19 protein-coding genes are annotated in these 26404 nt (G+C 47.6%); 9 read left to right on the forward strand and 10 right to left on the reverse strand.

Going from position 1 to position 26404, the window contains the following annotated elements; translation table 11 throughout:
* Positions 1 to 20: 20 nt before the first annotated feature.
* From L1N97_RS16120 to L1N97_RS16135, 4 genes are read right to left on the reverse strand one after another with little or no spacing between them, the layout of a single operon-like run.
* On the reverse strand, positions 21 to 1217 hold the full coding sequence (locus tag L1N97_RS16120; protein WP_236130513.1) for an ATP-binding protein: 1197 nt from the start codon (positions 1215 to 1217) through the stop codon (positions 21 to 23).
* Positions 1217 to 1921, reverse strand: a complete 705-nt coding sequence (locus L1N97_RS16125; protein ID WP_236130514.1) for a response regulator transcription factor — start codon at positions 1919 to 1921, stop codon at positions 1217 to 1219. Before L1N97_RS16125 ends, L1N97_RS16120 begins: the two co-directional genes overlap by 1 nt.
* Positions 1921 to 2313, reverse strand: a complete 393-nt coding sequence (locus L1N97_RS16130) for a DUF3019 domain-containing protein (RefSeq protein WP_236130515.1) — start codon at positions 2311 to 2313, stop codon at positions 1921 to 1923. Before L1N97_RS16130 ends, L1N97_RS16125 begins: the two co-directional genes overlap by 1 nt.
* A gap of 11 nt (positions 2314 to 2324) precedes the next feature.
* On the reverse strand, positions 2325 to 3113 hold the full coding sequence (locus tag L1N97_RS16135; RefSeq protein ID WP_236130516.1) for a MipA/OmpV family protein: 789 nt from the start codon (positions 3111 to 3113) through the stop codon (positions 2325 to 2327).
* 253 nt (positions 3114 to 3366) lie between these two features.
* Between L1N97_RS16135 and L1N97_RS17045 the strand changes: the two genes are divergently transcribed.
* The 3 genes from L1N97_RS17045 to L1N97_RS16155 all read left to right on the forward strand — a co-directional run bounded on the left by L1N97_RS17045 (position 3367) and on the right by L1N97_RS16155 (position 10249).
* Positions 3367 to 8535: a S8 family serine peptidase gene (locus L1N97_RS17045; RefSeq protein ID WP_329605568.1), complete on the forward strand. Its 5169-nt coding sequence runs from the start codon at positions 3367 to 3369 to the stop codon at positions 8533 to 8535.
* 204 nt (positions 8536 to 8739) lie between these two features.
* Complete coding sequence (locus L1N97_RS16150) at positions 8740 to 9384, forward strand: class II aldolase/adducin family protein (protein WP_236130517.1); 645 nt, start codon at positions 8740 to 8742, stop codon at positions 9382 to 9384.
* Between the two features lie 85 nt (positions 9385 to 9469).
* Entirely contained in the window at positions 9470 to 10249 is a 780-nt protein-coding gene (locus L1N97_RS16155; protein WP_236130518.1) for an EAL domain-containing protein, read from the forward strand.
* Positions 10250 to 10310: 61 nt separating this feature from the next.
* Here L1N97_RS16155 and L1N97_RS16160 read toward each other — a convergent pair whose 3' ends face one another.
* Positions 10311 to 12809, reverse strand: coding sequence for a TonB-dependent receptor plug domain-containing protein (locus L1N97_RS16160; protein ID WP_236130519.1), 2499 nt, complete (start codon positions 12807 to 12809; stop codon positions 10311 to 10313).
* 160 nt (positions 12810 to 12969) lie between these two features.
* Here L1N97_RS16160 and L1N97_RS16165 point away from each other — a divergent pair, with 160 nt between their 5' ends.
* From L1N97_RS16165 to L1N97_RS16175, 3 genes are all read left to right on the forward strand, one after another.
* Positions 12970 to 14139 (forward strand): cystathionine beta-lyase, encoded by a 1170-nt coding sequence (locus L1N97_RS16165; protein ID WP_229586107.1) that lies wholly within the window; start codon positions 12970 to 12972, stop codon positions 14137 to 14139.
* A 188-nt stretch (positions 14140 to 14327) separates the two neighbouring features.
* Positions 14328 to 15632, forward strand: a complete 1305-nt coding sequence (locus tag L1N97_RS16170; protein ID WP_229586106.1) for a sensor domain-containing diguanylate cyclase — start codon at positions 14328 to 14330, stop codon at positions 15630 to 15632.
* 118 nt (positions 15633 to 15750) lie between these two features.
* Complete coding sequence (locus L1N97_RS16175; RefSeq protein WP_229586105.1) at positions 15751 to 16596, forward strand: ion transporter; 846 nt, start codon at positions 15751 to 15753, stop codon at positions 16594 to 16596.
* Here the strand turns inward: L1N97_RS16175 and L1N97_RS16180 are convergent.
* Positions 16587 to 17297: a VC0807 family protein gene (locus tag L1N97_RS16180; RefSeq protein ID WP_229586104.1), complete on the reverse strand. Its 711-nt coding sequence runs from the start codon at positions 17295 to 17297 to the stop codon at positions 16587 to 16589. The two genes, L1N97_RS16175 and L1N97_RS16180, sit on opposite strands and share 10 nt — an antisense overlap.
* Positions 17298 to 17460: 163 nt before the next feature.
* Here L1N97_RS16180 and ppc point away from each other — a divergent pair, with 163 nt between their 5' ends.
* Positions 17461 to 20091, forward strand: coding sequence for a phosphoenolpyruvate carboxylase (gene ppc, locus L1N97_RS16185; protein WP_236130520.1), 2631 nt, complete (start codon positions 17461 to 17463; stop codon positions 20089 to 20091).
* A gap of 75 nt (positions 20092 to 20166) precedes the next feature.
* Here the strand turns inward: ppc and gloA2 are convergent, their stop codons facing one another.
* From gloA2 to ltaE, 4 genes are read right to left on the reverse strand one after another with little or no spacing between them, the layout of a single operon-like run.
* A complete protein-coding gene (gloA2, locus tag L1N97_RS16190) occupies positions 20167 to 20562 on the reverse strand; it encodes an SMU1112c/YaeR family gloxylase I-like metalloprotein (protein ID WP_229586102.1) in 396 nt (131 codons plus the stop codon).
* Positions 20562 to 21533 (reverse strand): tetratricopeptide repeat protein, encoded by a 972-nt coding sequence (locus tag L1N97_RS16195; protein ID WP_236130521.1) that lies wholly within the window; start codon positions 21531 to 21533, stop codon positions 20562 to 20564. Before L1N97_RS16195 ends, gloA2 begins: the two co-directional genes overlap by 1 nt.
* Positions 21534 to 21550: 17 nt before the next feature.
* A complete protein-coding gene (locus L1N97_RS16200; RefSeq protein ID WP_236130522.1) occupies positions 21551 to 22846 on the reverse strand; it encodes an amidohydrolase in 1296 nt (431 codons plus the stop codon).
* A 19-nt stretch (positions 22847 to 22865) separates the two neighbouring features.
* Entirely contained in the window at positions 22866 to 23951 is a 1086-nt protein-coding gene (gene ltaE, locus L1N97_RS16205; protein WP_236130523.1) for a low-specificity L-threonine aldolase, read from the reverse strand.
* Between the two features lie 114 nt (positions 23952 to 24065).
* Here ltaE and L1N97_RS16210 point away from each other — a divergent pair, with 114 nt between their 5' ends.
* Together L1N97_RS16210 and L1N97_RS16215 are read left to right on the forward strand one after the other, a co-directional pair.
* Entirely contained in the window at positions 24066 to 24683 is a 618-nt protein-coding gene (locus L1N97_RS16210; protein WP_229586098.1) for a flavin reductase family protein, read from the forward strand.
* Between the two features lie 10 nt (positions 24684 to 24693).
* A complete protein-coding gene (locus L1N97_RS16215) occupies positions 24694 to 26253 on the forward strand; it encodes a serine hydrolase (protein ID WP_236130524.1) in 1560 nt (519 codons plus the stop codon).
* Positions 26254 to 26404: the final 151 nt, after the last annotated feature.

Below are 26404 nucleotides of genomic sequence, written 5' to 3' on the forward strand. Positions count from 1 at the left end.
CTAACGCTGGGACTGCAGTGTTAAGGGGGTGTTGGCTGGGTGCTTATAGAAACAGCGGCGCCGCCAAGTGAGGCCGATTGCTTTACTTGCACCTGAGCTTGATGCCAATTGGCAATTTGACTAACAATATACAAACCTAAACCAAAGCCTTTATCATCTTGCTGTTGGCGTTTGAAGGCCTTTAATACATCTTGAGTGCTCTGCAAGAAGCCTGGACCATCATCTTCAACGCTCAAGCTCCAACCTTGGTCATTTGCTGTTAATTGCACTTCAATCTGCTGTTTTGCAAAACGCGCCGCGTTAGTGACCAGATTCTGCACCACAATACTGATGGCTGCGGGGTCAAAGCAAGCTTGTTCACCTTGCGAAGAAAAGCGGAGCGTAATGGCCGGCGGTAGGTGAGTAAAGCGTGGCCTTAGCTTCTCTATAAACTCTACCAGCAGAACCGGTTGTAATGTCTTTTCATGCTGTAGATGTTCCAATTTGGCAAAGCTTAAATAACTAGTGGCAAGTTGTTCAATTTCGTCTAAATCAGCATTTAGCCGCTGTTGATATTGTGGTGCAAGTTGTTGTTGAGATAACGCTAAAGCAAAACGCATACGTGCTAGTGGCGTACGTACTTCGTGCGATATTATTTTTGATAGCGCTTTGTGTAGATCAACTAAATTCACTATTTGATTGGCCACCTTGTTAAACGCTTTTGCCAGTGGATAGATGGCGGAGTGCTTGCTGATGTTTAAAGTAAGATGCTGTGGGTTCTCACCAAATTCGATAGCGGTTTTTTGTAAGCGTTGTAAATCTCTAAATACTGGCCAAATGAGCATAATAGCGATCAGCGTTAAACAGCCATAAAATGCCAGTAGCAGTATTGGCATCACATCTTCAGTTTGTGCTGTTTTTTGCAGCGGACCCAGCCTAACGACTTGTGTCGGATCAGCGCTCAGTTGGTAATAGTACAAAGAGGTGGCATCGTGAGCCAAGGCAATGGTTTTACCTTGCTCCAGTAAGTTCGCTAACGACTCAGGCAGTGCCAGTTGATTACGTGCTATTAAGCTTCTACTTGGCAGGGGGTGCTCTGGCGCAATTAGGCTCTCAATGTTGAGCATGTACTGGTTGTGTTCTGGATACAGTTGCTCAACGATTTGACTAAAACTCCAGATGACCAAGGCGCATGAGAGTACTAAGAAGAGAAACAGGCGATAAAACTGTTGTTGCATTAGCGGTTAGTCCTAGGATCATAATGGAATAGATAGCCTTGGCTAACCAGCGTGGTAATATCTAAGCCGATAATATCTAATTGTTGTAGTTTCGTGCGTAAACGACTGATTTTAACATCAATGGTGCGATCCAGACCGTTGTATTCACGCCCCACTAGTTGCTCAAATAAAAACTCGCGATGTAATACTTGGCCATTGTGGCAGGCAAAGATCCACAATAAAGCTAATTCTTTAGTCGTTAACTTAACGCTTTTATCTTGCACGCTAAGTTGATGCGTTAAGCGGTTAATCGTGAGATCCGCTAATCGTAATTCATGGCGATTCAGTGTACTCATTTTGCGTAAGTTTGCATTGATGCGGGCGAGTAGTACTGTTGGCTTCACCGGTTTGACAATATAGTCGCAAGCACCTAGTTCTAACCCTTTGATTTGTTGATGATCTTCATCGAGCGCTGTCAGAAATAAAATCGGACAATTAAAACGTAGTGTCAGCCAGCTACTGGCTTCGAAGCCGCTGACACCGGGTAACATGACATCGCAAATAATTAAATCAAAGCCCACGCTTTGTGGAATTTGGCTGATCAGTTCAGCTTGGCTGATATGTTGTACGCTAAACCCTTGTTGTTGCAGATAAGACAGCGTGAGTTCGGCCAGTGGCAAGTCATCTTCTATCAGTAAAAGCCGTGTTGATTGACTCGCTTCCATTATAGATTCCAACCAAGGCCGCGCCGGCGGCGTGATTTTACGGGGTTATATTTAGCGGTAGTAAATTCAGCTTGGGCTATTAAATTGGCATTCATATCCAATAAACGAAACATGGTATTGCGTTTAATACTGAGAAAGAGGGTTAAGCTAACGTGATTAAAAGCGGCATAACAGGATAAGGGGGCTTCGTCATCACTGCGCCATAAACAGGCTTGCTCGGTTAAGGGGGCTTGATACTCTATCGATAAATTAAGCTGACACGCAGGTTGCTCGTCTGTGACGACACATAAGTTAGGCGTTAAGATCAGGTCATCAAGATCCTTAGCGGTCGCCGGTAATGCCCACCATGTCGTCAGAATTAAGCCTAGCGAGGCAACTATTTTACCCTGCATGCGGTACCTGTTTAAAAAGAATAACTCACCCCCACAAAGGCAGAAAGATAATCAGACTTTTCAATCAACGGGCTTTGGCTAATACCATGCCCCAAATGGTTATATTCCAGCACACTGATTAGCGTCCAGTGAGCATTAAGTGTTTTGTTGGCAACCCAGCGAATATGCGAGTTAAGCGTATCTCGTGGTTGATAGCTTGTGCGCGCTGTTTGTAATTCGGCATCCGTTAAATAGTAATAATAACTAACCAGTTCACGGCTTTTTTGTGTTAACCCAAGCTCTAGCCCCCAAGATACGTCATACCAATCAAAGACATATTTGTAGCGTAAGTGTAGTTCATAACCATTATGCACACCGGAAATGTCGGTATAGGCGCCGGCAGTCATATCGCCTACTGCACTTTGCCAAGTGAGTTGCGAGCCAAGCAAATAAGATACTTTACGTTCTATCGCGGCATAATTTATGGGTCGGCTGGGGCGGCCAGGCGTCTTACCATTAGTAATGCCAAATAGATCAGTGACTAATAAGTTGCCAATACCATCCAGTTCAAAAAATAAACCATCTTCATTTAGCCGACTTTGAATATCGACAAACAGCTGTTCATTTTCGAACAGGCTATAGCCTAAAGTGAAATTTTCCAGATAAAAGCGCTCACCGTAGTAAAGCACGCTGGGTAGCACATAGGTTTTTATCGGTTCAGCATGGGCACGCGGGTTTTCGACGTAACCATAGCCTAAGGCCACAGCAACTTGCCATTCTCCAACAGGTACGTCGTTTGCTGTAGCGACCTTAGTTAGCATGGCACATGCTAACCAGCAGCCGACAAACAGCTTTAGCCTGAGCTGAAAATTCAAACGCTTGCTCCACTAAAAATGTATAGCGTTATTAAAACACAGAATAGACCCAGTGTGACGCATGCTTTATGGCAATTGATACACACTGTAACACCAAGATGCTATCGGTTAATTATTAGCCTGTGATTATATCTTAATTCTGGCAGAAACATCTGCTGGTGCAAAACGCACATATTAAAACAATCCAGGAAGCATAATCGTGAAACTAAAACATGTCACCATCGCAATAGCGGCAGCACTTTACAGTGCCAGCTCCGCCTATGCCGCTGGGGTAGGCGTCCCAGGGCAGCCCATTCAACATAAACTGGAACAACCTAAGCTGGATATTGAAAAGATTTATCAATATTCAGATGAAGCGCGACAGCGTTACGATTCCATGGCACAAAATGATGGACTCAATGTGCAGGTTAATCGCCAGCACGGTAAGTTTACGCCCGAACAAGATCTTCGTGGTGAGCATGTCTATATTGTCCGATTAGCCAAGCCTGCTATCTCAGCGGCGACCTTTAGCGAACAGACACTGCAACAAATCAATAATAACGAGCAAAAGTTGTTTCGTGCCGGTAAAGCGGTGTCGGTAGAAATTGAGCAGTACCGTAATCAGTTGATGATTCAGCAAAACGAATTTATGCGTCAGGCTGGAAGTCTCGTCGGGTATGTACAAGTTCGTCGGCAATTTACTAATGCGATCAATGGTATGACGATGACCATGACGCAAGAGCAAGCCGCTCAATTAGCGACGCTGCCTCAAGTGCTCTCGGTGCAGCGTTCGAAAATTTATGAGCTGTTAACTGACGCGGGTCCGGAATTGATTAAAGCCGATGCCGTGTGGACAGGGCAGGCTGCAGCAACAGCAGGTATACCGTTTAAAGGTGAAGGTACCATCATTGGTATCATCGATACCGGTATTAATACCGATCACCCGTCGTTTGCGGCGACTGCCGAAGACGGCTACACCCATAGCAATCCATGGGGCGCCGGTACCTATGTGGGCGACTGCACAAAAAGTGGTTTTGAAAGCCTATGTAACGATAAGTTAATTGGGGTACGCAGCTATTCGGTGATCACGGATTTATTTACCTCGGGTGAATTGGGCGCGGTGATGCCAGCCAGCGGTGAAGATTATCAAGGCCATGGTTCGCATGTAGCCTCTACGGCAGCGGGTAACGTGTTAAACAATGTGGCCTTTGTTACACCAGAAAGCGCTAGCGCGGGTGATGGTGAAGTCATTCAAGAGGCCATGTTTCCACAGATCAGCGGTGTAGCACCGCGGGCAAATATCGTGTCTTATCAAGTGTGCTATCCCGCCGCCGAAGAAGTATCAGGCTGTCCTGGTGAAGCTTTAATTGCCGGTATTGAAGATGCAATCAGTGATGGGGTTGATGTGATCAACTTCTCCATTGGTGGTCAGGACTCTCACCCTTGGACCGACTCCGTTGAAATGGCTTTTTTGAATGCACGTGAGGCTGGCATTATTGTTGCCGCCGCTGCAGGTAACTCCGGTCAAGCGAACGGTGCAGCAGAATTTTTTAGCGCCATCGATCATGCGTCACCCTGGTTGATGAACGTGGCGGCAACAACGCATGGTCGTGAAGTCGTAGTAGAAACCCTGCTAGCTGAACCGCAATATGCTGATCCTGCGTTAGCGGGCAGCCGGATGCCAACTTGGGAAAGTTTAACGGGTGGCTCTATTACTGAAACCGCCGTTACCGGTGTGGTATTGCGTGCCGCAGACTACTTGAATGTGAATGGTGTAAAAGATCAATATTGTGGTGCAGCCTATGCGCCAGGTACTTTTGAGGCTTACCCCGATGGTAGCCCAGTAGTTGATGCGAATAATAATCCTGTTGATACCTTAGTGGTTTGTGCTCGTGACAACCTAGATAACCCTAATGGTGTGGCACGTACGTTAAAGTCAGACAATGTGAAAGCCGGTGGTGCAGACGGTTTTATCATGTACAACTTTGGTTCCTCTGATCCCATAGTGTATACCGCTAAATATTCTTTACCCTCAGTACATTTGAGCTATGGAGATTGGTACGGTCATGTCAGTAATGGCTCTTATGGCTTAGAGGATTGGACACGCAGCAGTAATGGTAAGAGTCATATGATTACCATTAAACCCACGGTGATTGAACGTCGCGTTGATCAAGCTAATGCCGATTGGTTGGCGCCTTTTTCTTCACGTGGTCCAAGTTCGTCAACTGCAGAGGCGTTAATTCCTGCTGTTGCGGCGCCGGGCGTGAGTATTTATGCGGCTTATGCCGATGAAAAACCCTTTGTTGATACACCGACTACCGCTGATTTTACCTTTTTAAGTGGTACGTCAATGGCTTCCCCACATGTAGCCGGTGCCATGGCGTTATTACGTCAAGCTCAGCCGACGTGGAGCGCCACCGAGATCCAATCTGCTCTAGCGATGACCGCAGATAATGTCGTGCAATATCGCCGTTTAAACTCAGCAACTGGTGATGTGGAGTTAGCCAGTACCTATCGTGCGGGTACCGGTCGAATCAACGTTGAAAATGCAGTAAACGCCGGTTTAGTGATGGACGAAACGGCGGCTAATTTCCGCGCCGCGGATCCTGAAAATGGTGGTGCAGTGCATAAACTGAATTTACCGCAGTTAGTTAACTTCAGTTGTAAGCCACATTGTACTTGGCTGCGCACCGTGAAAGCGACGAAAGACGGCAGTTGGTCAGTCAGTGCTGGCGATGTAATGAATTGGGCCTATGATTCACGTTCACAAGTAAAGCAAAACGGTGTCACTATTGAAGTTTCGCCTAGCGAGTTTACCTTGGCTGAGGGTGAAACTCAGGTGCTTATTGTCAAAGCTTCAGTGATGGATACGCAAGACTTATTCTCCAACGCAGAAGTTGAATTGCATTCACAATTATTCTTAACCGAAGTGAACGGCGCCAGTCCTGAAGCGCATTGGCCGATGGTTTTCAAGTACGACATGAATAACATGCCGGCTAAGCTGGAAGCGATTGCCCATGCCAACAATGCCAGTGCCGTTTTCAAAGGGATAGAATTACCTGCCGGTGATAATTTCGGTCGGGTCTTTACTCCCGTAAAAGCAGAGGTTATTGAAGTTACTTTACCCAAGGATGATGACGCCCAGTTCCCGTGGAGTACCAATATGGATCTGTCTGTCGATGTGGCAGAGCGATTGGACGAAGCGACCGTCACGCATTTTGTTAATGTACCTGAGGGTGCCAAGCGCCTTGTGGCAGAAACCATCGGCAAAACGGTATCGCCATTAGGTGAAAGTTTTGATGTGGGTAACTTACTGGTTTATGTAGGTAAAGACTACAACGGTAATGGCTTCCCCGATATGAATGATGAAATCTTATGTTTCTCTAATCATATTATGTATAACAACTTCTGTAATATTAATAATCCGGAAGCAGGTGATTACTGGGTAGTGTTCTACAGCTCAAGAAAGGGGTCTGCGCAGAACAACTATTATGATGCGGTAGAAGAAACCTTTAAGTATGCCGTCGCGGTAGTGAGTGATGACATCAACAACGAGCTTACCGTGCAAGTACCATACAGCGATGGTAAAACGCCGGTTGATGTGAGTTTGCATTGGGATTTACCCGAAATGGCGGAAGACGATATTTATTATTCGGTCGTCGACTTTGGTTCGTCAATGGTGAATGCAGGCAATATTGGTAAGGTCGGTTTAAAACTGGTGCGAGGTCAAAACGATATTAGTTTAGATGTACCTAGAACCGCAGCCAAGCGTGGTGATAAGGTCCCGTTTACTTTTGAAGTGTTACCTAATAATACCGGGGCGGATCGTCAATTTACCATTAGTGCAACCATCCCAGCGGGTTTAACCGTGAGTACACAAGATGTGTTTTCTTCTAACAGCGATATTGTGACCGGTATAGAGTTAGAAGGCGATCAGCTTGTCATCACGGGTATGCAACCTGATACTTCAGAGTGGGTGTCGGATTATATTGTAACCTCCAATCTGGATGATGCGATGTGCCGCACGCCTAACTTTGGTAATACTAATGTGGGGGGTTATGTCAACCTAGCCGAGTTTGGTATTCAACCTGTGTTCGGTGGTTTTGCACCTGTTGAGTATGACAGCAACGGTCGTGCTCTCTCTAATAAAGACAATAGCATCCAGCATCGTAACGGTGTGGTCATTCCGATGAGCAGCATATTTAACGGGTACTACGATAGCTTCCATCTTTACAACAATCGTGATCAGTTGAATGTGAATAAGCAAAATGCCGTTGAGATCCGAGGTACAGGCTTAATTTCTTTATGGGAAGGGCAGCCACTGTTTGCACCTTATCATTATCGTTATCCTTATAACTCTTTCCCTTACGAGTCGATCTCTCCGTTGTGGCGAGCTGCTGGTGGTATTGGGTCTAATTTTAATACCGATTTGATGAGTGTGCCGTTGGATAACGCTGGTTCAGATCGTTCAGGCATTTCTTTGGCTAGCACACAAAGCGGTTGGGGGATTATTGAATTTGATAATGCACGCTCTTACGGTAATCAAGTACGTGCCGCTGATCGCACTTATAGCTATACCGAACGTGATGATCGTTTCGATTTCCAATGGATCTTTAATGTCGATGTAAACCATCAAAAAGGTCAATACGAAATGTTTATGGCGTACGACAACATAGACTTTGGCTCACAAGATGAGCGTGGTTCGATTGGTGTGCAAGGTTTCCGTGGCCCAATATATAACCGTGGCCCGTTTACTGCTTATTTAGCCAGTGATGTAGCTTATAACGACTTGACCGATAAAGTGGCTAATGATTTGGTCTATTGCTTCGATTATGTAGGGCCTGAGTCTTCGCAGTTTGAAGTCACCGTTTGGGCGGAAGTCACTGCGGCAGCAGCGGGTAGCGACTTGCAATTTAACGCAGTGAGTCAAATCGATGGCATGGCAGATATTGCAATGAGCCACAGTATTAAGTCACCAAGTAATATTACGCTGGGCACTATTGCTGATCAGCAAATCGATGAAAACACGACTTTAAGCAACCTTGTGGTGTACTACGTTGATGAAGAAAACAGTGTTAATAAAATCAGTGTGACTGGCGATAAGATCACGGCAACAACTACTGGCCATGAGTCAGGTAGTAAGATCAGCATTACGCCAGACAAAGATTTTCATGGCGAAGTGGTCGTTACCGTCAGTGTTGCTGATGTTGAAAACCCAGCGGATAAAGCAAGCACACAGTTTAAATTAACCGTTGTGTCCGATGGTAAGGAACCGGTAACGGTCTCACCGCCAGTGGTGGTTCAACCGTCGAGCAGTTCATCAGGTGGTAGCGTCAACTTCTGGTTATTAGCCATGTTAGGGTTATTAACTTTGAGAAGAAAGCGCTAATCATTTTACGCAGTGAGACAGGGATGTCCCTTGTAAAAACCGCCGCTGGCGGTTTTTTTTTGCCAAATTTAGTCAGTTTAGCGGTGCTAAACGCATCGTTAGCACTGTGCGATATAACAGACTGCTCGTTTTAGCCTGCTATGCGGCTGGCATCGCAGCTGACGCGACTTATACTGTTGTTAACATATTTCGACGGGTTATACGATGCAAGAGCAAGAAGGGGTTATAAAATTTCAATTGTTTTATCAAGCTGCGCCATTACCTGCCAACATAGATATTACCGAGTTAAATGCGTGGCGTACGCTTTGCGTACAAACGGGCATGTTAGGGCAGCATCCTGAGCGCTATGATAATTATGGTTTTGGGAATATTAGTCAGCGGGTCGCAGGTGGTGAACACTTTATCATCAGTGGCACGCAAACGGGTGGTAAACTGCAGTTAAGCGCAGCAGATTACGCGCTGGTCACCGCTTGTCTACCGGCACTAAACCGAATTAGCGCACAGGGCGTAACTAAACCCTCTTCTGAAGCGATGACACATGGCCAGCTTTATCAGTTACTGCCACAGGTTAATTTTATTATTCATGCGCATTGCCCGGCAATTTGGCAGTATGCAGATGCACTAGCGTTAGCGCAAACGGCTGCGCAAGTGCCTTACGGCACGGTGGCGATGGCGGAGGAAGTGTCCCGCTTGTTCCAACAAAGTGAGGCCGCGGCACAAGGTATCTTCACTATGGCAGGGCATGAAGATGGTGTGGTGACCTTTGGCAAGAATGCTGAAACCAGCTTTCAAATTTTAATGCGTTATTATGCGGCTGCGCTGGCGCTGGGTGCGACACCAAATCGGTGATTGTCTTTGATAAATTATCAAAAAGCAGTCACAATGCTTTAATGTTATTTTATCTCATTTTTACTCCCACTAGAGAGCGCTTTTTATGCAGTTTCCCGATTCAGTTAAACAGCAGAGCTGCCAGGATTGTTTAAGTGGTCAAGATCTTGGTTTTGAAATCCGTATGGCATTTCAACCGATTATCGATTGGCACACGCAGCAGATTGTTGCTTACGAAGCTTTGGTGCGCGGGCCGAACGGTGAAGGTGCAGGGTGGGTTTTCTCTCGGATAAACGATAGCAATAAATATTACTTTGATCAGGCTTGTCGGGTAAAAGCCATTGAAACCGCTGCGCGTCTAAAATGTAGTACCTATTTGAATATTAACTTTTTGCCGAACGCGGTGTATAACCCAGAAACCTGTATTAAAGCCACCATTGAAGCTGCCGATCTCTATGGCTTTGATTTAACCAAGCTAATTTTTGAAGTGACTGAAGGTGAGCAGATCCCAGATAAAGCGCATTTGAATCGCATCTTTCGCAGTTATGCTAAACGTGGTTTTCAAACTGCGATTGATGATTACGGTTCGGGTTTTGCAACATTAGATTGGCTAATTGAGTTAAGACCTCACTTATTAAAGCTAGATATGGAACTGATCCGTAATATTCACCTTAACTGCGCAAAACAATTTATTGTGGCCAAAACAATTGAGCAATGCGAGTTGCAAGGTACCAAGGTGTTAGCTGAAGGCATTGAAACAAAAGAAGAACTAGATTACTTAGTGGGTATTGGTGTGCGCTTGTTTCAAGGATATTATTTTGCCAAGCCGGCTTTAGAAGTGCTGACACCGTTAGAAGGCTTAACAGGGATGAAAGCGTTAAATTAAACGTATAACCCAAAACAAAAAACAAGGCGCCTTAAGGCGCCTTGTCTATTTGGGCGGAAACTTAGAAGTTATAAGATACCCGGCCATACACTAAGCGACCTGAACGTCCGAACGGTGAATAGTTCGAGAACGAGGTGGCGCCTGTGGTATTTAAGTTAATGGGGTTAGCATCTGGATATTCATCAAAGATGTTATCAGCACCCACTGCCACGGTCCAACTATCGTTAAAGTCATAGCGGCCTTCCAAATCCATCAAGACTTTCGGGCTTAATGTCAGATCAGTAGCTGCCGTAGTGCCCGGTGATAATACCTCACCGTAGCGAGTTGCTTTAAAGGTCGCGCTGAAATTGTCGTAGCTCCAGTTTACTGTGGCGCCAAACTTATCTTTAGGCGCACCTTTTTCAAAGGTCAGTACGTTAACGCGACCAAACAAGGTGGGGGCGGGATCAAGTGCTGACAGCTCTGCGGTTACTGGCACGGCAGTAACTTTCGTTTCGTTGATGTTACCTACCACCGTAAAGCTGAACAAACCAAAATCTTCTGTTGGTGTTGACCAGTTAATAACAACATCCACGCCTTGTGTTTCGGTATCTACACCATTGATAAAGAAACGACCACCACCGATACCGATAAAGCCTTGCGAGCTTAAATAATCGCGCACGTTCGTTTGGGTTAAGTTTTCTGATAGCACGATACGATCATCGATATCAATGCGATAACCATCTACCGTGATAGAAACACCGCCCACTTTAAACACGGCACCTAACGAGTAGTTTACTGACTCTTCAGCATCTAACGGTTTGGCACCTAACGCTTGCGCAACCGGGTTGCTTACCGGGAAAGTCGTGATATCAAAGGGTACACCGTTGATAAAGTTAGTCGAGGTTGCGGTAAAGTACTGTTGCTGTAACGATGGGGCACGGAAACCGTTTTGTAATGAACCACGAATACCAAAGTCATCGGTAAAATCGTAACGTAACGCGGCTTTACCGGTAACATTACTGCCAAAGTCAGAATAATCTTCAGCACGCAGCGCTACTGAGCCCAGCATGTTATCCGTGATATTCGCTTCTAAATCGACATAAGCGCCAATAGCACGACGTGTTTCACGCACTTCGTTAGACGGGCGGAAGCCGGGGAACACCTGCGCGCCAGAAGCCGTTGGGTTACCATTTAACAGTTCGCCGCCATTGCGCCATGAATCAGGTTCACCGGCGAAAATACCGTAACGTTCACGGCGTAATTCTATGCCGGTAGCAATGTTTAACGGCGAAGCTAACGCATCGACATTAATTGAGCGCACACCAGATAAGTTAAATACGGTTTGGCCATAACGGAAGCCACCAGCATCAAACTCGGTTTTGCTGGTTGGGCCGATTGAGCGGTTTAAGGTGTTTTCAATAGTGAAGGCCATACGGTTTTGGCCCCAAACTAAAGACGTATCAACGGTCCACTCGCCTACATCAAATTCATAACCTACAGCAGCACTGGCATCCGTCACATCGGGTGCAATAATAGGTAAGAAACCATCTGGGTAGATCGCCAGAATGTTGCGGGAATCGTTGGCTGGGCGATAGAAACCGCCTGAACGCGCTTCACGATCTTGGTAGCTTAACCAAGCATAAATTTTACCGTTATCTAAGGTTTTACCAGCATTAGCAAACAAGGTAAATTGCGATAACTCAGGCTCACCATACCAAGCACTGAAGCGGTTGAAGTAGGTTTCACGTGTATCATATTGGCCATTGACCAACGGATACTGTTGACGATAATCCCAGCCGCCACGCTCTGTGCGTTCGGCGTCTTTGTATTCTGCAGATACGGTGAGGAAAGCATCTTTGCCAAGTTCAAAACCACGCCAGCCGCTCAAGGTTAGCGTTTCACCGTCAGTACGACTACGCTCAAGATTAGCCGGTGCACTCCAAGTGGCGCCTGTTGGGGTTGGTGTTGTTGGCGTGGTGTAGCTGGTTTCACGCCAGCCATAAGACGAGGTAAAGTTACCGCCTTCACTCGCTTCGCGTAAACGAATGTTTAATACCCCGGCAATGGCATCTGAGCCATACTGGGCTGAAGCACCATCACGTAATACTTCAACTGAGTTAATCGCTGCGGTAGGAATGGTATTTAAATCAACAGCAGAAGAGCCACGGCCCACGGTACCGTTTACGTTAACTAAAGCAGCGGAATGGCGGCGCTTTGAGTTAACTAGCACCAGAGACTGATCTGGCCCTAAACCACGTAAAGTAGCTGGGCGCACGGTATCAGTACCATCGCTTAAGCCTGGACGCGGAAAGTTAAAAGACGGTAGCACGGTTGATAGTACTTGATTCAGTTCGGTTGAACCTGCGCGGGTTAAATTTTCTGCGCTGATAATATCGATTGGCACGGCAGTATCAGACACCGAACGACCGGCAACCCGAGTACCCGTAACAATAATCTGCTCAATTTTTTCTGCTTTTTCATCGTTTTCGCTGGTATTGCTTTGTTGCGCCATTGTTAGCGGTGTAAACAACGCTAAGGTAATAGCTAACGCAATAGGATGCGGTTTTATTTGGTGCATGTGAGTTATCCCTTTGTTATTTTTATTGAATCTAGTTGCTGAACTTGCTGGTGTCAAACGTGTAACAGAATTAAACATTGCTTGCAGCGGCAAAATAATGACATAGTATAAAGCAGACTTCTAGAAGTCTTTTCGCCTTTGATTAACGTTGGAGCAATACATGAAAAAGAATACCCAGTTAATTCATGCAGGTCGTGGCAAAAAGTGGACTGGCAGTGCGGTTAATCCGCCTATCGTACGTGCTTCAACGATTGTGTTTGAGACCATGGAAGAGCTTAAAAACGCCAGTAAAAATAAAGGTAACGCTGTGCCGTATTATGGTCGGCGCGGCACGGCTACACATTTTGCATTTCAAGAAGCCATGTGTGAGTTAGAAGGTGGGGCCGGTTGTGCTTTATATCCTTGCGGTGCCGCAGCAATCAGTGGCGCTTTATTGGCGTTTTTAAAAGCAGGCGATCACTTGTTGATGGTCGATACCGCGTATGAGCCAACACGAGGATTATGTGAAAAAGTGCTCGCCGGTTTAGGGATTGAAACCAGCTATTACGATCCCTTGCTGGGTGCCGAGATTGAGAGCTTAATTCGTCCGAACACTAAGGTGATCTTTTTAGAATCACCAGGTTCGTTGACCATGGAAGTGCAAGACATACCGGCAATTTGTCAGGTTGCAAAGGCGCATAATATTATCACTATGCTAGATAACACTTGGGCTTCGCCGATCCTATGTCGGCCGTTTGAGCTTGGTGTGGATATTTCTATTCAAGCTGCCACCAAATATATCATTGGTCATTCAGATGTGATGTTAGGCACAGCAAGTGCGAATGAACAGCATTGGCCGCAATTACGTGAGCAGAGTTATTTGTTAGGTTATTGCGCTTCGCCAGATGATGTATATCAAGCTAGCCGTGGTTTGCGTACATTGGGCGTGCGTTTAAAGCAACACGAAAAAAATGCTTTAGAAGTGGCAGAGTGGTTAGCACAGCGTCCAGAAGTTGAAACAGTGCGCCATCCTGCTTTTCCTGAGCATCCAGGGCATCTGTTTTTTCAGCGCGACTTCAACGGTAGCAATGGTTTGTTTTCTTTTGTATTGAAACAGGGCAGTGCTGCGCAGGTGCAAGCCTTTATTGAAGGTATGCAGCATTTTAAAATGGGTTTCTCATGGGGCGGCTATGAGAGCTTGATTACTGCGGTGCCTAATGTGCAAGCGCTTCGTTCGGTGACTCATTGGCCCTATGCTGGGCCTTTATTGCGCTTACATATTGGTTTGGAAGATCCAGAAGATTTATTGGCTGATCTGGAACAGGCATTTGCGCGAATGGCGTTGGCTTAAACTTACACCTCAATACTCTGCTTTGGTGCGCTCGGTGTGTAAAGAGCCTGACAAACGTTTAAAGGCAGCGTTAGTTTAACAGCAACGCAAGTAGCACGTTATATTACCGCTGCCTGATGTAAATACCCCAATATCGGCTATAGTTAAGTATTGATTTGCAAAGTGATTCTATAGTTGAAGGGTATCAATTGAATTTATCGCTCATTAATGCCGCTTCCTTAATTAATAATCTGCATGCGGGTGTGGTGGTGCACGCGGCAGATACCGCTGTGTTATTCGCCAATCCGGCTGCGCTGAAGATGTTACGACTAACAGAGACGCAAATGATTGGTAAAGATGCGTTAGACCCGCATTGGCACTTTTTAGACAGCTACCGCAGCATCATGCCATATGAAGCTTTCCCAGTTAACCGCGTTATAGCTACTGGCCAACCCGTATCAAACCTTGAGGTCGGTATTACCGATAGCTCTTCTAAGCGGGTGACCTGGGTTTTGTGTAATGCTTACCCCGAGTATGATGAGCAGCAGCATCTCAGCCATATCGTCGTCACCTTTATTGATACCACGCGTAGTAAGCGCAATATTCCTTTTCAAGATGTGGTGGAATTAGCCAGTGACTTAGTCTTAGTGTTAGATGCTAAAGACGACATTGCCGGTGGCCCGAAAATCATTTATGCCAACCAAGCATTAACTCGAATTACCGGTTATCAAAAAGCCGAAGTTTATGGACAACCCCATACCATGTTTGATGGTATCGATACCGATCCGAACAGCCGTGCCGACATTGCAGCGGCCATGCAAAATCGCGTTGCAGTGCAAGCGCAGTTGTTGAATTACACAAAACTAGGCGAACCGCTTTGGTTCGATTTAAATATTGTGCCTTTATGTAACGATGTGGGTGACGTGGTCTATTTTGCTGCGATTGAAAAAGATATCACTACCCTTAAATCGAAAGAGGCCCAATTGCGTGAATTAGCCACGCGCGATCCGTTAACGAAGTTATTGAACCGCCGAGGTTTTACTGCCGTAGCCCGCGAAGCACTTAAGCTGGCTGAACGGCAAAAAAGTGCGGTAACTTGCGGCATGGTAGACATTGATTTCTTTAAAAAAATAAACGATCAATATGGTCACGAGGTCGGTGATCTGGCGTTAAGTCATTTCGCTAGCATAATGCGCAGTTGTTTCCGCTCCAGTGATATTATCAGTCGAGTCGGCGGTGAAGAGTTCTGCATTTTACTGACCGAATGCTCACAGGCCGATGCGCTGCAGTTGTTGGAATATTTTAGAGTGCAGCTTGCTGCCACACCTCTAGTGATGCACGATCAGCAACGGATTAGCATCACAACCAGTATTGGTGTCAGTAGCAATGACGGTAAGCACCGCGCATTGCTTGAGCTGATGAAAACGGCCGACCAAGCGCTATATCAAGCCAAAAGCAATGGCCGCAATCGCACCGAACTGTTTAGCAGTACAAAGGCAGAAGAAGCCGGTTGACTATGCTGTGCTGCCCGAAAGGAGTTATCTTAGCCACTGCAACGCTATAACGTTCGCAATGCATTGACCTGTTCTATGGTTCTTCTACAATAGCGCCCTGATCTTTATGGAGGCTGTTATGACAGAAGTTACCCGCTCAGCAGGCGTCAGCATGCAGCAACAGGTTGCGACCTGGTTAAATAAAAATCTGGTGCAACGCACCTTACTGGCATTGATCTTAATTAATGCGGCAATTTTAGGTTTAGAAACATCCAGTGCAGTGATGGCCGCATTTGGCCAACCATTAATGCTGCTCGACAAGTTTATTCTTGCTGTCTTTGTCATCGAAATTGCGCTGCGCATTTACGCTCATCGTTTGGCGTTTTTTAAAGATGCCTGGAGTTTATTTGATTTTACCGTAGTGGCCATTGCCTTAGTGCCAGCCAGCGGGCCTTTTGCGGTATTACGCGCCCTTCGCGTATTACGGGTACTTCGTGTACTAACCTTTGTACCGTCGATGAAGAAAATTGTTGGCGCTTTAGTGCAATCGTTAAACGGTATGTTGTCGATTGCGATGGTGCTGGGCTTGGTGTACTACGTGTCTGCGGTCATGGCAACGAAGCTTTTTGGTGAAGCCTTCCCTGAGTGGTTCGGCAGCCTTGGTGCCACCTTATATACGTTATTTCAGGTGATGACGCTAGAAAGCTGGTCGATGGGGATCTCGCGGCCGGTGATGGAACAGTTCCCCTATGCTTGGGCGTTCTTTGTGCCTTTTATTCTGATCGCCACTTTTACTATGTTGAACTTGTTTATTGCCGTGATCGTCAATGCCGTACAAAGCATGCATGATGAAGAGCACAAAGACGAAATCGATGCCAAACAGCAATTACAACACGATCTCGTGGCGCAGATGCAGCAGTTGCAGGCAGAGTTAGCGGCGTTACGCGCGCAGCTGCCGCCTGCAGCTAAATCGGATCAAGGTTGATGCATAAAGGTGTCGAGTTCTTGGCCTGTCAGCTTGCTAATACTGCTAAACATAAACCACATTGCAAAAAATAATACCAACATACTGGGCAAAACGATAACGGGGTAACTTAGCCACGTCATCGTGCCCAGCTCTTCATTAAAGGCGGTGCTGCCAGGAGGGCTAACCAAGATCACCTTGGCCAAAATATAATTAAGTACCGACGATAAAAAGAACGAGCTCGCCACTAAATAACCGGCTATTGCCATTTTCTTTTCAAATTGTGCGCGTTGTTGTTGTGCATCCAAGGCCGCATAAAGCTTATCGTTATCCAACAACTCGCCATTCAATAAAAACTTTTTCACCAACGGATAGGGTGTGTATTGGCTAATCAAAACCGCTAAGCCTAAAGCGCCGGGGATCGCGGCTTCTTTAATGGCGATATACGCGGCATCAAGTTGCAGTAGAGCAATACCGCCAGTTAGTAACACACTGATCACACCGAGCACCGAAAAGAAATTAACCTTACCGGCTTGGCGTAAATCCCAAATACCAAAACCAATAGGAAAAGCCAGTGCAACCACAATGCCCCAGACGGGGCCAAGGTATTCTTCACCGCTGAATTTACTCAGGATAATCGCAGGGATCACCACGTTTAGCAGTAGGTTACTGATGAGGCCTGTCGATTTTTTTGCTGGGGTAGGACGTGTTTCCGAAGTCATAAGATGCCGTATTAAAAGTCGTAAAATACCGTTAAGCGCAGTATAGCAAGAACCCAAGTTATCGCCTATGCACAGTTGTTGCCCAGTTGGTAAGCAATCATAGTTGAGTACCAACGCAGAACAGGCTAGGGTGTATTAATTCTAAACGCAGTGGAGCACTGAAATGGATCAATACGCCGCCCTTAGGGCGAATGTCGGGTTATTAGGTACGGAGTTGGGTGAGACCTTACGCCAGCATCTTGGTGATGCGGTATTGGCACGAGTGGAAGAGATCCGCCAGCTGTCTAAAGAAGCGCGCCAAGGCAATAGCCAGCAAGCCGAGCAGCTACGCCAAGTACTCACGGCACTCAGTGATGATGAATTACTGCCAGTCGCTCGGGCTTTCGCGCAGTTTTTAAATTTAGCTAACCTCGCCGAGCAACATTTTAGTATCAGCGCGGCAGGGCGCAGCAGCATTGAAAAACCGGAACCGTTAACGGAGTTGTTTCAGCGCTTAAAAGACACCGCTATCGCCAAGGGCGACATTCAACAAGCCGTACGTGAGTTATCCATTGAGTTGGTGCTAACGGCGCATCCTACTGAAGTGGCGCGGCGTACCCTGATTCATAAACTGACCGAAATTGCCGCCTGCTTAGCGCAGTTAGAGCATCCGCAAACCGACTGGCAACAGCAACAGTTACAATTACGTTTAACCGAATTAATTAGCCAAGCTTGGCATACCAATGAAATTCGTGAGCAGCGGCCAACCCCGGTTGATGAAGCGAAATCGGGCTTTGCAGTCATTGAAAGTTCGTTGTGGCAAGCCATCCCTGACTTTTTACGTGAACTTGATGCCGATTTACGTCGTGATCTTGGCACCGGCTTACCGCTTGATGCCGCACCCGTGCGTTTTTCTTCTTGGATGGGCGGCGATCGCGATGGTAATCCTTTTGTTACCTCCAAAGTAACCCGTCAGGTGTTATTACTGAGTCGCTGGAAAGCGGCAGATTTGTTTATTCGGGACTTAGATTTACTGTCTACCGAGTTATCGATGAATACGGGCTCTGCGGCGCTACTCGACGCCAGTGAGCAGGCTTCTGAACCCTATCGTGCGGTACTTAACAAGTTACGCCAACAACTGATCATCACCCGAGATTGGTTAACTGAAGCGTTAAAACATGATCGCTTACAGCGGCCGGCTGATTTAATTTGGCATAACCAGCAGTTGCTTGAGCCGTTATTACTGTGCTTTGAATCATTACAGCAAAGTGGCATGCAATTAATTGCGCAAGGCCGCTTAACTGATACGCTGCGCCGCGCCTATGCTTTTGGCTTAACGTTATTGAAATTAGATATTCGCCAAGATGCCGCGCGTCATGCCGATGTCTTTGCCGAGCTCACCCGTTACTTAGGCTTAGGTGATTATAGCGCTTGGACTGAAACGGATCGGCAAGCATTTTTATTGCGAGAACTGGCAAATAAACGGCCGTTATTTCCGAAAAACTGGCAACCCTCAGCCGACGTTCAAGAAGTGCTGGATACCTGCGATATCGTGGCGCGCCATGGTAACGAAGCACTCAGTACCTATGTGATCTCAATGGCGGGTAAACCTTCCGATGTGTTGGCAGTACAATTACTGTTGCAAGAAGCCGGTAGTAGCTTTGCTATGCCAGTCGCACCGCTGTTTGAAACCTTAAGTGATTTACAAAACGCGCCCGATTGTATGCGGCAATTGCTCAGTATTGATTGGTATCGCGGCTATATTAATGGTCGTCAAGAGGTGATGATCGGTTACTCTGACTCGGCTAAAGATGCCGGTGTGTTCGCGGCCGCGTGGGCACAATACAGTGCGCAAGAAGCGCTAGTGAAGCTGAGTAAAGATTATGGCGTGAAGCTAACGCTGTTTCACGGCCGTGGCGGTACTATCGGCCGTGGCGGCGGCCCTGCACATGCGGCGATTTTATCGCAGCCGCCGGGTTCGTTAGCTGGGGGGTTGCGCGTGACCGAGCAAGGCGAGATGATCCGCTTTAAGTTTGGTTTGCCCGAGCTAGCCATCCGTAGCTTGGCTCTGTATGCCAGCGCGGTATTAGAAGGCATGTTGTTACCACCGCCGGTACCAAAAGAAAGCTGGCGCAGCCTGATGAGTAAGCTAGCCGATGATTCTTGTAACGCCTATCGGGCCGTCGTGCGACACAATAAAGATTTTGTGCCGTATTTCCGTGCCGCCACGCCAGAGCAAGAATTAGGTAAGTTGCCATTGGGTAGCCGACCCGCTAAACGTAACCCGACCGGTGGCGTTGAAAGCTTACGAGCGATCCCGTGGATTTTTGCGTGGTCACAAAATCGTTTAATGCTGCCCGCTTGGTTGGGTGCCGGCAATGCATTAGCCTTGGCAGTTGAGGCTGGGCAAACCGATTTACTGAACGAAATGCAGCAAGAGTGGCCATTTTTTGCGACGCGGTTGTCGATGCTGGAAATGGTGTTTTTAAAAGCCGATCCAGAAATTGCTGCCTATTATGATCAGGTGTTAGTGCCTAAAGAGCTGCAACACCTTGGCGTTGAGTTGCGGCAGCAACTGGCGGCGGATCGCGAGTTACTGTTAAAGTTGATCCACAGTGATACGTTGATGGCCAAAGAAGGCTGGATCCGTGAGTCGATAATGCTGCGTAATACCTATGTCGATCCGCTGCATATTTTACAAGTGGAGCTACTAAAACGCTCTCGGCACGATCCGGAGAAAATCAGTGCGCAAAGTAATCGGGCGCTGATGGTCACTATCGCCGGTATCGCGGCAGGGATGCGTAACTCGGGTTAAGCACGGTGTGTTAATAAAAAAACCGGCAAGCTTGGGCGTGCCGGTTTTTTTGTATCCAATATAACGAAGATGTCTTTAATGTTGATAAAGCTCTAACGGTAAGCCATCGGGATCTGGAAAAAAGGTAAAGCGTTTGCCGGTAAACTCATCGACACGAATGGCTTCGACCTCAACAGCGTTGCTTTGTAAATAACTGACCCAATGGTCGAGGTCGGTGACGGCAAACGCCAGATGGCGTAAGCCTTGCGCTTCAGGTTGGCTGGGTCTGGCGGGGGCCGCTGGAAAGCTAAATAACTCTAATTGGCTGCCATCTGGCAGCTGTAAATCCAGTTTCCATGAGCTGCGCGCAGCCCGATAATTTTCGGCCAATATTGTTAAACCCAATACTTCCGTATAAAAGGCTTTGCTGCGCGGATAATCACTGACAATCAGCGCCACATGGTGGATCGCATTTAATTTGGGTGGCTGCACTAGAGGATCTTCTTAATTTCGGTTACTAGGGTGCTATCTTTGCTGCTGTTTTGCAATGGCTTCAGTATGGCTTCGGCAGCACTGCGTTGCTCTGTCGCCAGGTACAGTTGGCCCAAGCGAAACTGTGCCCATTCTCGAAATTCGGGCAAGCCTTCTGCTTCAAGAAAGCGTTCTAACGCGCGAATGCCTTGTTGCTCTGCGGTTTTACCGACAGCGGCAGCACGACCGAGTTGATACAGCGACAATAAACGACTGCGGCTAGCTTCTTTATCGACAGCGGGCTGTGCACTGGCTTTGGCAAACTGTTCAATCGCTGCCTCATAATCACGGCTTTGCGCAAACTTTACCCCTTGCAAAAAATAGGGCTCAGGTCGAGTTTGTAGCGCCGTTGCCTTAGCTAATAACGCCTGCGCAGCGGCCGGGTCATCGAGTTGCAGTAGCAATTCCAGTTCCAGTAATTGGCCTTGCAGCGGTGAGGTAAGCTGCAGTTGTTTACTGAGTTGTAACGCTTGCGCTTTATCACCACCAGCAATACCGGGTGCTTGTGCATAATATTTCGCTAAGGCTTGTAAATACTGTGCATTATCTGGTGCCAGTTCTACTGCCGTGGCAAAGGCTTTAGCGCAGCGTTTTGCCGCGCTAAGTGCACTGAACATACTGGCTTTTTGTGCGCTGTCGCAGTTAGCTTGGCCATACCAAAATTGATACTGCGCCTGCTTAGGGGCGTTTTTTACCGCTCGGGCTAACAGCTTTTCGGCTTGATCTACGTTACCGAGTGACAACTCGGTACGGCCAAGCGCGGCCAATAAGGCCGCGTCTTTTGTTTTGGCATTCACCAAGGGCGTTAACAGGCTTTTTGCTTCTTGATAGGCCTGTTGTTGCCACAGCGTTTGTACTTGTTGCTGCACATCTTGTTGCGCCGCAAGGGTAAAGCTGCCGCACAGCAGTGCGGCGGAAAAAAGGCGAAACATGCTATTCCTTAAAGTGTTCACTCTTGCATGCTAGGGTAAGATAACGCCCAGTTTACATAAAGCTCGGTGCCAGTTTTTAACGCTTTTTCATCAGCATAGAAAAACGGTGAATGATTCGCCGGTGCTTTAGCCGCGTCTTGGCCTTCAGGTGTGACGCCAAGAAAAACAAATAAGCCCGGTGTTTCTAAGGCGTAAAATGAGAAATCTTCGGCACCGGTCACTAGGGCGCTCTCTTCAACTTTATCTTTACCCGCAACTTGTTGCAAAACTGGCAAGGACCGACGAGTCAGCGCCGGATCATTTAACGTGACAGGATAACCTTCGAGGATTTTAACATCGGCAGTGGCACCGGTTACGGCAGCACTGGCTTGCGCGGCTTGTGTTAATAAACCAAAAATTTGTTGGCGAATACCCATATCAAAGTTACGAATCGTGCCTTCTAAATACACTTCATCAGGAATAATATTATTGCGTACGCCGCCTTCAACGATACCAAAGCTGACAACGGCTGGCGCGCGGGTAATATTAATTTGGCGGCTGACAATGGTTTGCACATTATTGACGATTTGCGCAGCAGCCACAATCGGATCAACCCCAGCCCAAGGCGCAGAGCCATGGGTTTGCTTACCTTTAACGGTGATTTGAAATTGATCAGAGGAAGCCATCAAGGGCCCTTGCCGATATTGCACAACACCGGCGTTGGCGGCAGACCAAACATGAATGCCAAAGATGGCTTCGGGTTTGTTTTTAGCAAACAAGCCTTCTTTTAGCATCAATTCGGCACCGCCTTCTTCACCTGCCGGTGCGCCTTCTTCTGCCGGTTGGAAGATAAACATCACTTTACCGGTGAGCTGCGCTTTGTTTTTTGAGAGATATTCGGCCGCGCCCATCAACATCGCCACATGTAAATCGTGGCCACAGGCATGCATTACGCCCACTTCTTTACCGCGATATTCGCCTTTGGCTTCTGAGCGAAACGGTAAGTCGGTTTGTTCGACGACCGGCAAACCATCCATATCAGCGCGTAATGCCAGTAAGGGGCCGGGCTTACCACTGTCTAAAATCGCCACGACACCGGTATGCGCAATACCCGTTTGCACGGTCATACCGAGTTTTTTTAAGTGTGCGGCAACCAATTTCGAGGTACGGAATTCGCGATTACTTAATTCAGGGTGCTGGTGCAGATCCCGGCGCCATTCAATCACTTTCTTTTCTAGCTCAGGGCTAATGCGTTGGGTGTCAGCGAAAAGTGGCATGGCCATAAAGGCGAATTGGCTGGCTAGCAGAGCGGCCACAAGGGGGCGTAAGATCATGATGAGACTCCAGGAAAGGTTAGTGAGATCTACTATGCGCAAATTGGCTTAATAAATCCAGTGTCGTGGCAATATCTGCTGCTGATACATCTAAATGACACACCCAGCGCAAGCGCGTGAGGTTGCCACTGGCACTGGCGTAATTGCTGCTGGTGAGTTTGACGTTATGCTTAGCCAGAAAATCAAGCAGCTCATTAGCCACAGCCGGAGTGATATCAGTAAACACAATATTGGTTTGCGGCAAATCTAACTGCAAATGCCCAGCAAAACAGCCTTGAGAGCTTAAGGCTTGTAACCCTTTCGCGAGCGTATCAGCATTATGATGATCCTCTGCCAAACGCTGAATATTATGTTGCAAGGCATATAATCCCGCGGCGGTAAGTATACCGGTTTGGCGCATGCCGCCGCCGAGCATCTTGCGTACACGCCGCGCGCGCTGGATAAAAGCCTGCGAGCCCAGTAATAACGAGCCTACTGGTGCGCCTAAGCCTTTGGATAAACAAATAGAGACCGAGTCATACCCCTGGCACAGGGCTTTAGCCATGGCGGTTGGGCTCAATTGATGCTGAGGCGCTAAAGCCACAGCGGCATTAAATAAGCGCGCACCGTCGATATGGCATTGCAGTTGTTTTTCTTTCGCTAGCGCGGCCACTTGCTGCATATAACGCAACGGCAGTACCTTGCCGCCGATAGTGTTTTCAATCACGATCAAGCGCGAACGGGCAAAGTGTGGATCGTCTGGCTTGATAGCATCGCTGATATCTTGTAGCGCTAGGCTGCCATCCGCTTGCAGCGCAATCGGTTGCGGTTGAATTGAACCGAGCACCGCCATACCGCCGGCTTCCCATTTATAGGTATGCCATTGTTGGCCTACGATGGCTTCATCGCCGCGCTGGCAATGGCTCATCATCGCAATCAGGTTGGTTTGCGTGCCACTTGGTGCAAACAACGCATCTTCAAACCCCAGCATATCTGCTGCGTAGCGTTGCAGTGCTATAGTAGTCGGGTCATCATTAAACACATCATCGCCCAAAGCGGCGTTGAGCATCGCCTGTTTCATGGCGACAGAAGGTTGGGTTACCGTATCACTGCGAAAATCTGGCATCTGGTCTCATCTCTGCGGCTAACATCTGGCGTTCAGGCTAGATTGCTGGCAGGCTAAAAGCAAGTTGCTTGCGCTTGCTAGACAAGGGCCAGCGACAGAGTAAAGAGGAAGAGCATGGCTGATTATTTTTTTGAACCACAGCAGGGGCATGGTTTGGCACATGACCCGTTTAATAGCATTATTGCGCCACGGCCCATTGGTTGGATTTCTAGCATTAGCAATGCTGGGCAGGTTAATCTGGCACCTTACAGTTTTTTTAATTTGTTTAACTATAAGCCACCGATTATTGGCTTTGCCAGCACCGGTTGGAAAGACTCAGTACAAAATATTGCCGAGCAAGGCGAATTTTGTTGGAACCTGGTGAATCGGCCTTTGGTGGAGGCGATGAATCAAACCAGTGCCAGTGTCGCCGCGGAGGTGAACGAGTTTGCCTTGGCGGGGTTAACCATGGCTGCGTCTAAATTGATTAAACCGCCACAGGTAGCCGAAAGCCCTGTGCGATTTGAATGTAAGCTAAGCCAGTTAATCCCATTACAGGCAGCGAATGGCGAGCAGGTACCCACTTGGTTGGTGCTTGGAGAGGTAGTCGGGGTGCATATTGCGTCATCGTTATTAATTGATGGGGTGTATGACACCTTGGCTGCAGATCCGGTATTGCGGGCGGGTGGCCCTGGCGATTATTACACGTTAAATGCCGCGAATAAATTTAGCTTATTGCGACCAAAAATTTAAGGATAAACCGATGCAACGGCAACTCTGCACATTCTTGTTAGGCTTAACCACGGCGGCCATGCTGCAGGCTGAACCGCTAACACCTGAAGCCAACCCGCTCGATTTAGCGCAAGTGGTGCCCGCGGCGCTGCAGCAGTTTGATACGCCGGGGATGGCTGTGGTTATTATTAAAGATGGCCAATTGGTGCATCAGGCGGGTTATGGTGAACGTGATATTAGTGCCCAAGCGCCAGTGACCGCGGAGACGTACTTTCGCTTGGCCTCTGCGAGCAAAGCCTTTACCGCTGCCAGTGTGGCGATCTTAGTGGATGCCGGGAAGTTAAATTGGGACGACAAAGTCGTACAGCATCTACCGCAATTTCGTTTGCAAGATGCTTGGGTCACCGCCGAGTTTACGATACGTGATTTACTGAGTCAGCGCAGTGGCTTAGCCAGTGGCGCAGGCGACAGTATGATTTGGCCTGAGCCCAGTGGTTTTAGTCGTGATGAAGTGATCAACAATTTACGCTACTTAACACCGTTAAGCAGTTTTCGCAGCCAATATGCTTATAGTAATGTGCTGTATATCACTGCCGCCGAATTAGTGGCCAAAGTCAGTGGCCAGCCTTGGCAGGATTTTGTTGCTGAGCAGATTTTTCAGCCGCTGGAGATGCAGTGTTATGCCGGTGCCGTGCCTGATAGCGCCTTAGCCGAGGCGGCACTACCGTATGAGTTTCGTGCTGAGGCGGGTTTTTTGCCGATCCCACGAAATGCGATTGACGGTAAAATGTTGATGGCCGCAGCTGCAGGTGGCGTGGTGTGTCGCGCCTCCGACATGGCGAAATGGTTAAGTTTTTTATTGGCTCAAGCCGATGCCCGTACCGCAAAAGCGGGGCCGGTCACTCGTCAGCAATTACAACAAATGTGGACAGCACAAACGCTGATGCCCGTTAGTTCACTCGATTTGGAATTAGATTTCACCCATTTTAGTGCCTACGGTATGGGCTGGCGCATGGCTGATATGCATGGTTACAAGGTGATTCATCATACCGGCACCTTATCGGGTTTTCAGGCGCATGTGTTGTTAGTGCCAGAGCAGCAGTTGGGGGTTGTGGTATTAAATAATGGCTCGAACAGTGGTGCACGCCAGTCGGTGGTACAAACGGTGTTAAAACATTATCTAGCGCCTGAACTGCAGCGTGATTGGGTCAGTTATTATGCCGATCAACGACAAGCCTTGGCAAAGCGTGCAGCGCCGCCGCAACCGGTGGGTACGGGTGAGGTGTTGTTGGCTTTACAAGATTACGCAGGCAACTATGCGGACCAATGGTTTGGTGGCATTGAAATCAGCCAAACGGATAGCGGTTTACGTTTGCAGTCGGCCAAAATGATTAATTTACAAGGCAGTTTGCAGCCGTTTGCCGATCATAGCTTTATCGTGCAGTGGGATGATGCCAATGTCGCGCGCAATGCGTTAATTCATTTTGAGATTAATAATCTGCGGCAAGTCACCGGCTTTAGGTTAGAGCCTTATGCAGCGGAGCCTGGCGAGCGCCACGAATATCGGGATATGCACTTTTACAAACAGTAAAGGCGAAACAAAAAAGGCAGCCGAAGCTTAATGCCGATCAGTTAAGAACTTTTCAGATCGGTTGACCGATCCAGTGGTTGGTATATAAAGGCCTACAGAATAAACACTGTAGGCTTTTTTTATGCATATTGGTCAGGCTTTGGAAACGGTT

Origin of the sequence: Rheinheimera sp. UJ63 (assembly GCF_021568285.1) — a bacterium.
Lineage (GTDB): Bacteria > Pseudomonadota > Gammaproteobacteria > Enterobacterales > Alteromonadaceae > Alishewanella > Alishewanella maricola.